Genomic DNA, 8131 nt, shown 5'->3' on the forward strand with positions numbered 1-8131 from the left:
CTCCTTAAAACGCATACTTGGCGTTAACGGTGAAGTAGCGGCCAGGTTCTGTGGAGTAAATTTTATTGCTGTCCACAATACCCGCAACGTCTTGGTATCGGATATATTCTTTGTCGAATAGATTCATCACATTGGCGCTAACATCCAAACCAAAGTTCCAAGAGTAACTGACTCCCAAGTCGACACTTGCCCAGCCAGAGGTGGTCGCACAGTCAGTAACGATACCTAAATCATCTTCACACTGAGGTACGCTATCCATAGCTTGAGCCCAATTAACCATCGCGTAAGCGGAGAACATGTTGTCGTCATAAGTCACCTCGGCATTGCCTTCCCAAGGGGTTAATGTGCGAACTTTTTCTCCATCCTCATCTTCACCATCAACAAAACCGACTTTGGTACTCACACTCCAAAAGTCACTCAAACGATGCGCAATTGACGCTTCAATGCCGTACGTCTCGACTCCATTTACGTTTTGATACTGCTTGTAGTAGTTGCCTGTATTTGAGTCAGGTACAAACGTGATCTGTTTAACGTCGATAAAATTATCGAACTTCTGATAGAAAACGGCGGCATATAACTGAGTTTGGCCATTATCAAACTTACTACCTAGCTCAAACGAATCACTGGTTTCGGCCTCTAGGTCCATATTAGGCACAATGACAAATGGGGTAATTGGGACAAAGTCATGGTTTTGATAACCATAAATTTTGTCATAACCCGGAGCTCTAAAGCCGTGGTTGTAAGAAAGGTATGTGTTGAGTGATTCTGTTAACTGATAACTCACCGATAAGCTAGGTGAGAACTCGCTAGAGCTTTGTTCCTTCACTTCGTAGCCATTGATCGTTCTCTGTGACTCAGGCTTCAACTGGTGTAAATCAAAACGGGCACCTCCCGTCACCGTCCACTGATCAATTTCAATCGCATCACGAACAAATGCAGCAAAGTTGTACGAGCGAGCTGGAGCAAAAGGGACATCCGCGTTAAGTGACACTCCGTTCCAGTCTAAAACAGAAGATTGACTTGGACGCTCATGGAGGTTGGTTTCCATGCTCATGCCATAAGACAAGGTATGGCTCATGTTTTGATGTTGGAATGCGCTAATAAAATCGGCGTTAGTACCAAGAAGTTGATCCGTGAAACCACGAACATCAATCGTTCTACGAAGCTCGGAAACGTTGTTGTTGGTTCGAGACATCAAACGATTCGTGGTATCCTCATTAGTCATATCACGCCAATATATCTTGGCATCTAATTCCTCAAACCAAGAATTTAAGGGCAGATACTCAAAACCCGCATACGCAGAAAACGTCTCCGTATAAGACTGTTGGTCAAAATCTTCAGTGTCCCACTTACCGTCTTTTTGGATCTTAGAGGTACCTTCTTTTCGACTTAGATTCTCTTTGTAGTACTCAACATTCCCTTTGAGCATCAAGGCATCACTTGACCAGTAGTTCAAGGTGTAACCACCACCGACACCATCTATGTCTCGGTTATATAAGTCTTCATCAAAATTTCGAGTTTCTTCACCTTCCCAATAAGAAAGATTAACCAAGCTTTCGAATTTTCCCGAACGGAAGGCGAGGTTTGTTGCGCCTTTGTATTTATTACTGATACCGGTATAGGTTGCAGAGACATCACTATAGAAATCTTTTTCCTCGAGATAGTCCCCCGGCTTTTTAGTCCGAACCACCACCACACCACCAATAGCACCTGAGCCAAATACAGACGAACTAGCCCCTTTTATAACCTCAATACTTTCTAGGTTAGACATATCAAACGAGTTACGTCCAATCTTGTCATTGATGTCATTGGCACCAAAGCCATCAGCAGACTTGATTCCGTCTTTCACTATCAAGATACGGTTACCTGTCATTCCGCGGATAGTGATGTTTTGAGGTCGCCCCGCTCCCCCAGAAACACTAACTCCCGGCTCGCTCTTTATTGCATCATAAAGCTCTGTTGCACCCTTTTTCTCTAGTTCTTCACCAGTGATCACAGCCACTGACCCAGCGACTTCGGATAGTCGCTGTTCTATTTTATTCGCTGTTACGATCACTTCTTCAAAGTGATAAACCTCAGATTCGGCGTGCACGAGGTTGGCAGCAAGTACACTCAGGACTGCCGCTGATAAGGGGGAAAGCTTCATTTACTGCTCCGCTTTAATGTCTTTTGGGATAAGTGATAAAAGAAATGCGTACTCAAACGCTTGTTGCGATTGCGATCGTCGCCTGTCTGCCGAGTGCCCTTGAGTAAAGTTTGTCGACAATAAATAAGGCCCGCTCCCGGTCGTTAGTTCGCTAAGTTTTGCGTAATACTTAGCTCCTTCCCAATAGGGAACTCGGCGGTCATTGAGGCCAACCTGAATCAATATTGGTGGGTAGTTTTGTTCGCTAAGATTCAGATAAGGGTCGTATTGCTGCATTACCTTCAATTCATCGGCAATATTTGGATTGCCCCACTCACCATACTGCTGAGCCGTTAGAGGTATTACAGAATCAGACATGCTGTTCACGACATCGACAAAGGGGACTTTAAGGACTGCACCATTAAACAAGTCAGGAGCCTGATTTAATGCTGCGGCAACAAGAGTGCCACCAGCGCTTCCACCCATAGCGTAAATTGGGCGTCTACCTTGATCGTATGTCGTCAAATATCGAGCTACAGCAATGAAATCCGAGATAGCATTCTCTTTTTTGACCCCTTTTCCTGCTTGGTACCAAGCGTCACCATAAAAGCCGCCACCGCGAACATGTGCAATTGCATAAATCACGCCCTCATCAAGTAGGCTAATGATTTGGGGCATAAAGTAAGGCTTCATCGTCATTCCGTAGGCCCCGTACCCGTACAAAAACAGAGGTGTATCCTTCGTGAGCTTATCCTTGCGATACGCCAAAGTTACTGGGATCGTTACCCCGCCAGAGTTGACGATGACTTGCTCGGAATAATAGTTAGATTTTTGATATTCAGGGTAGTGATCTTGAGAGAAGAGCTCTCGTTTTAGAGTGTCAGTATTCAGCCGCTCCCACTTCGCTGGCTGAGTTAAAGACATGCTTCGAATGTGCAGTTTGTTACTTTGGTAGTCACCTACTTGGCTTACCCAAGCAACTTGACCAGGTTCTGCTATCAGCTGTCTTGAACGATGACGTCCGTCGTTATCGAAGAATTGTAAAAATTGAGACGCACCAGTCTGGGTGATGATCACAGGCCCCGACTCAAACAGATGAAAGTTACTGATTCTAGATTCATCACTCGGTTCAAAAACAGCATTCCAATTATCTATTTTTGATGCTTGATTAAGCGCTACCGAGTAAAAAGCAAATCCCTTACGAGCATGGTTACTGTTCGAGAATAAACGAGAGCCAACAACATCAACGTAGTACTCCACGCCAGTTCTGCGAGGTAAAAGAGGTTTAGAGATTTCGCCGGTATCAAGATTTAAGAGACGTTGCTCACTTGAATCCTCACTGTTTGCCTGAACAACAGCAAATTGCTTATCACTTGAAAGGTAGAACGACAGTAACCACGCAGAATCTGGTTCTTCAATTAATTGATTTGGTTCTGACTGGTCTAAGAAGTATTGCGTTAGCGCATAAGGTCTCGAAGTTTGTTGCTCAAGTTGAACCAAATACAGAGATTGATCGTCTTTCGACCACGTAAGCGTACTGTCTACATTCCGCGCGATTGGGGTAACTTGACGAGTTTTAAGATCAACAACACTGACTCGGAACTGTTCTGATCCTGTGACATCTTCGGCGATCGCAAGCTGTGTTCTTGTTGAGTTTAATGCCCAGCCAGCTAACTGATAGTAATCAAGATCGGTAGATCGATCGTCAAGGTTATGTAGCTGCGTTGATTCTTCATTCCCAACCAATCGGGACAATAAAACTCTTTCACCATTGTGATTGAGGATCGCATACTCATACCCACCGATTTCAAGCCATGGTTTGTCAGCTCTCTCTGGGCGGTTGCCCTGCCAATTCTCTTGCAAGGATTCACTCAATAACCGAATACGTTCTTGATACTGCCGAGTTTTATTATTTTGTTGATTAAGATAGTTGAGTACGTTGTTCGCGCTACGGGAATCATCTCTAAGCCAAGAGAACTGATCGGAAGCACTAACCGTCCCCGTCAGTAAAAGAGTAAAAGCTAACAACACAAACACTTTCATAAACCCAACAAATCCATACGCTAATTTAATAAATTTTGCGTATACTGCACCTAAACGATAATGAGATCAATTATCATTTACACAAATATGTGATATTAATCACGATAGATACGTCAATTAATTATGAATTGGTCTTGTATTACTATGGAATATTTATGTTTATTCAGAAGAAGAAAACCAGTTGATAGTTTTGATTATAAGCAATGATTTACCATATTACAGAATAAGCAATCGTTTACTTAATGAAACTAAATGACTTTACTGTTTAGTTTCATTAGCTCGAATTCTTTCAATCGCTTCTACCCTTCTAAGCTGTTCTGGTAGGAAATGTTCAGTCCTAAGTTGCGCAATTGTCTCTTGTTGTTCGGTTTTTGATAGGAATGAATCTTTCAAGACATCATTTCGTTCTGCGAAGTAGACCTCTAACGAGTCTTCAAAGGCCGCTCTTTGTTTATCAAGTGCTTCAAGTCTCTGGGTTGCTTCTTCACCGACAAGTTCGCTTCTCTTTAAGTATTTACCCTGTTCATCGAGACCTTCAGAGCTAGAGAGCTGTTGGAGTAACACCTGATTCTGGTGACTCGACTGAACATAATCAGGTTGCTCAGATAGATAGGATTCGAGTCTTTGTTGGTATTCTTCATCCTCTAATCCCTCCTGTTTCAGAAGTAACTTTTCTAAGGCGATTTCTCTCATTCTGTTGTCGTGCGTAAACAGAATACTTATCTCGCTCTCACTGAAAAACTGAGCTTGGAGGTCAAGGAGCGCTTGATTGAGTGCACGTAGATCATCAGCGGAAATGGATGTGGTATCGAACTGCACGTCCAACGATGTCAGTGCCGACTTATACTCAAGATATTTGGCAAACAGTGCTTCATCAACCACGGTTGTTGATGATTGTTCGTGGTGTTTCGCCACGTTGTCTCGAATATCTTCAAGGGTTAATTCTGTATTACCTGACACGAAATATTCCATCATGTCTTTTGCTGATGCGTTATCGATGTCGGTATCTTGCTGAGAGGTGACTTTCAATGAGGAGACGCGTTGTTCGTCGTCAGTATGTGTATCTTGATTATTTAGATATAAAAAGACCGCCGCTGTGCTCATCAGGGCTATCGTGGTTATCGACAAAATGGCGGTCTTTTTCATCATACTTCCCTTGTTTTCTTATTAAACGGCTTTGCAGACTACAAGCCAGCCAACTTCAATCGATTGGCATGCTGACGATATAGAGTTACAGGATCTGTCTCAAACAAGTGGTGAATTCCCAATAACCCATTAATCTCATCTAGGTGGTTCATTTTGTAATCATCACCAATCACTTTGCCCAAATGCGCGCTGCATGCTCCTACTAAGCCATCATTAGGTTCGTTGAAGGCTAAGCCTAGGATTGTCATCGCTCCGTCGGTAGGATCAAGAAGGTTGGTAAAAGTGGAAGACCCTGTCCATGAATAGTAATAAACGCCGTTACTTGCTTGCCACTCACCATCGCCACACTCAGACGTCGGAACGCCCTCAGGGTAAAACTGGTTGAAGGCTAGCGAGCCTTCTGTGGTCAATGCTTCAAGAGAAGCGAGGCCGTCTTGGTCGAGATCCGTTCCACCAGATAAAAGGTTAATCAGTGTCGTTAATCCACCTGCTAATTTAACCGCGATACCTTCTGTAACAGAGCCTTCAGATACGTTCCCTCGAACGAGATCAGCGACCTTAGAACCTTTATGCACACCGCCAATACTGGTCACTGAAGCAACAAGATCAGGTCGAACTGACGCAACATAACGAGCCGTAGGCCCACCGTGGCTATGACCAACCAGATTCACCTTACTTGCTCCTGTTGCAGCTAACAGCGTTTCAACTTGGCTGAGTAACTGTTCACCACGGACCTCTGAACTGTTGGTTGCAGAGACCTGAGCGACATATACGTTCGCGCCATCTTTTGTCAGAGATTCCGGTACGCCATAGAAATAGTCAACGCCCGCTAATGTATCGAAACCAAACAGACCATGTACCAACATAATGGGGTATTTCGTTTCAGTGTATCCGCTGGCTTCTAATGCTGATGCGCTCGTTCCGGCATATACGCCAAAACTGGATAGGCAGGCTATCGTCCAAATTAATATCTTTTTCAATGCTCTTTCCTTAAACAGATTAGACCTCTGATGAGTAAAAGAACCGTAGATGATGATTTTATAAAACAGAAAGTAACGACTTCATATTTGTGATGGCGAACTTGAATTAAACAGGTGCGATGAACATCAAGCAAACAGAATCAGGAGAACAAAACATAAGCAATTGATTAAATTAACATTTAACTAAGGTTGATGAGATTGTTCTTTCAATATCCCGACTCAAATATCAATTCAACATTCTCAATAAACCAAAATTATTCGACAAATAACCGTTTGGAAACAGGTATTTTTCAACCAAAAACTCGTTGATAACTTGAGGTTTATTCCATTAACGACACACCACAACCATGAATATATTGACGCTAATTATTGATTTTAGATATAGGTCGTACCAGTTATTTACTTATCCACTTATCCACTTATCAAGAAACAAGCAACAAGCAACAGCGTTTCTGTTTGGCTCATCTAAATATAAAAGAGAATACAGTGATGAAAAATACGGCTTTAATACTCACGTTAGCCCTGCCTTTTGGCGCTTATGCCGCTGAAGACTCAATACCAACACCTGAATCGATTACATCTGCACAAGTACTCAGTGCACAAGGCTCAGAGACCTATTCATATGTTAGATGTTGGTATCGAACCGATGCCTCTCATGATTCCCCAGCCACCGACTGGAAGTGGGCAAAGAAAGAGAGTGGTGATTACTACACGATCAACGGATATTGGTGGTCTTCTGTTTCTTTCAAAAACATGTTCTACAGTGATGCGCCTCAATCTGAAATCAAACAGCGTTGCGAACAGACGCTCGACATCCAACATGACGCCGCTGACATCACCTACTTTGCCGCAGATAATCGCTTCTCTTACAACCACTCCATCTGGACCAACGATAACGCGTTCCAGGCCAATAGCATCAATCGTATTGTCACCTTTGGTGATAGCCTGTCCGACACTGGTAATCTATTTAATGGCTCACAATGGTTTTTTCCGAACGCAGATTCGTGGTTTTTAGGGCACTTTTCGAATGGTTTAGTCTGGACGGAGTATTTAGCAAAAGCGAAAGATGTCCCTCTGTATAACTGGGCTGTGGGTGGCGCCGCAGGTACCAACCAATACGTGGCATTGACTGGTGTTTATGATCAAGTCACCTCTTATCTGACCTACATGAAAGTCGCCAAAAACTATCGTCCGGAAAACTCACTGTTTACTTTAGAGTTTGGCCTCAATGACTTCATGAATTACAACCGAGAAGTCGCCGATGTAAAGGCTGACTTTAGCAGCGCGCTGATCCGCTTAACAGAATCTGGTGCGAACAATATCCTGCTGTTCACCTTACCCGATGCAACCAAAGCCCCTCAATTCAAATACTCTACCGAACAAGAGATAATAAAAGTTCGTGGCAAGATCTTAGAATTCAACCAGTTCATCAAAGCTCAAGCCGAGTATTACCAAGGTATAGGGAAAAACGTGGTGTTGTTCGATGCAAGTGCGTTGTTCGCCAGCATTACCGATAACCCAGAACAACATGGCTTTCGAAACGCGAGTGATGCTTGTCTTAATATCAATCGAAGCTCAGCCGCGGACTATTTAAGAAGCCACAGCTTAACTAATGATTGTGCGACCTATGGTTCAGACAGTTATGTATTCTGGGGCGTGACGCACCCAACCACCGCCACACACAAATACATTGCCGACCATATCCTAGCTTTTTCATTCTCAACATTTGATTTCTAAAGCCTTTAGAGCAACTCCGTAACCTGAGGCAGCACCTCTTAGGCACAAAAGTCAGATACAAAAAAACCGCCTAATATTGGCTAATGCCGATCAGTTAAAG

5 protein-coding genes are annotated in these 8131 nt (G+C 43.4%); 1 reads left to right on the top strand and 4 read right to left on the bottom strand.

The window, feature by feature from the left end; translation table 11 throughout:
* Positions 1-4: 4 nt before the first annotated feature.
* The 4 genes from AB4583_RS03475 to AB4583_RS03490 all read right to left on the bottom strand — a co-directional run bounded on the left by AB4583_RS03475 (position 5) and on the right by AB4583_RS03490 (position 6294).
* Positions 5-2146, bottom strand: coding sequence for a TonB-dependent hemoglobin/transferrin/lactoferrin family receptor (locus AB4583_RS03475; RefSeq protein WP_017070047.1), 2142 nt, complete (start codon positions 2144-2146; stop codon positions 5-7).
* Positions 2147-4168: a prolyl oligopeptidase family serine peptidase gene (locus tag AB4583_RS03480; protein WP_017070048.1), complete on the bottom strand. Its 2022-nt coding sequence runs from the start codon at positions 4166-4168 to the stop codon at positions 2147-2149.
* A 258-nt stretch (positions 4169-4426) separates the two neighbouring features.
* Positions 4427-5314, bottom strand: coding sequence for a lipase secretion chaperone (locus AB4583_RS03485; RefSeq protein ID WP_372116442.1), 888 nt, complete (start codon positions 5312-5314; stop codon positions 4427-4429).
* Between the two features lie 38 nt (positions 5315-5352).
* Positions 5353-6294, bottom strand: a complete 942-nt coding sequence (locus AB4583_RS03490; protein ID WP_050547032.1) for a triacylglycerol lipase — start codon at positions 6292-6294, stop codon at positions 5353-5355.
* A gap of 489 nt (positions 6295-6783) precedes the next feature.
* Here AB4583_RS03490 and AB4583_RS03495 point away from each other — a divergent pair, with 489 nt between their 5' ends.
* The gene (locus tag AB4583_RS03495) at positions 6784-8031 is read left to right on the top strand and encodes an SGNH/GDSL hydrolase family protein (RefSeq protein WP_372116444.1); all 1248 of its coding nucleotides are present in this window, start codon (positions 6784-6786) and stop codon (positions 8029-8031) included.
* Positions 8032-8131: the final 100 nt, after the last annotated feature.

This window comes from Vibrio sp. 10N.222.49.C12 (assembly GCF_041475025.1).
Taxonomy (GTDB): Bacteria; Pseudomonadota; Gammaproteobacteria; order Enterobacterales; family Vibrionaceae; genus Vibrio; species Vibrio crassostreae_C.